The organism is Pseudomonas sp. P5_A12, from assembly GCF_056400685.1.
Map to the genome: position 1 here is coordinate 1 of NZ_JBFUKU010000601.1, position 936 is coordinate 936.

The window sequence follows — 936 nt, forward strand, 5'->3', positions numbered from 1 at the left end:
TTTTCACACAGCCTGGACCCAAAGCTGCCGTTAGCCAACGGCGGAATTATCTTTGCATATTGTGTTGAAAGTAGAGCTTTTCGTCGCCATACCGAGACGCCACGATCTTGGAATTTAGAACCAGTTGGCCTAAAAGTTTAGCCTGCTCGACCGTCTCGCCTTTATCCAAGGCGTAAACGTCGTACAGCACCTCTCCGACAGGGAAGTCAGTCAACCGTATCCGAAAGTCATCCTGCATTGTCACCCCGTTGAAGCGAGCAGCTGCTGCCGGCCGCGGCTTAAAAAAAAGTTGGTAAGGCGCCCTTGGCGCAGCCACTTTAGAGCCATCGACGTTAATATCGGCCAGATGCTCAACGGTCAAGTGACCGGGATCTGAATCTCTAGCCCCAAAACGTATGGCTGCCCGTTCAAAGAAACCGGCGAGTAAGCGCGTCGAAAAAGAGCCTGCGGGTGGAATGATGTTGCTGAAAGTATTCTCGAAGAAATTGTATCCCTCTTGGCCATCGATGGAATTCATAACCTGTAAATTGACCGACGGGTGATTACCGTCAATGAAAAACTTCAAAGCCAAGGCCGGCACAGAGTGGGTATCCGTCGGCTTAGTCGCCAACGAAAGACGACCAATCACGCAGTCGCTGCCGCTTTGGAAGATGCCGGTATAGCGACTCGCCACTGCACGGTTCGCCACAAACCGGAAGCGCGCCTCTGCACCAAATGCATGCACCAATTTGCGCCGTCCTTGCTCCAGCTCATCTCCTTGCGCAGTCAGCGACTTAACCGTAAAACTCGGCATTGCCAAGGTTAAGGTATCGCCGATGCTTGGCGCAGTCAGCGCTGGGAGTTCAGAACCGTAGAGCGAAGGCACAATCTTGTTATTCCAGATGAAATCCTCCTTTTGACACGCCGATTGAGACCGTGGTGAGGCATCCCCAGTGA

Annotated in this window: 1 protein-coding gene; it reads right to left on the bottom strand. The window is 52.6% G+C overall.

The genetic code is table 11. The annotated features are described in order from the left end of the window. Positions 1 to 46: 46 nt before the first annotated feature. Positions 47 to 936: hypothetical protein (locus AC1DSG_RS31405; RefSeq protein ID WP_477794328.1), on the bottom strand; the 890-nt coding region annotated here is incomplete at its 5' end.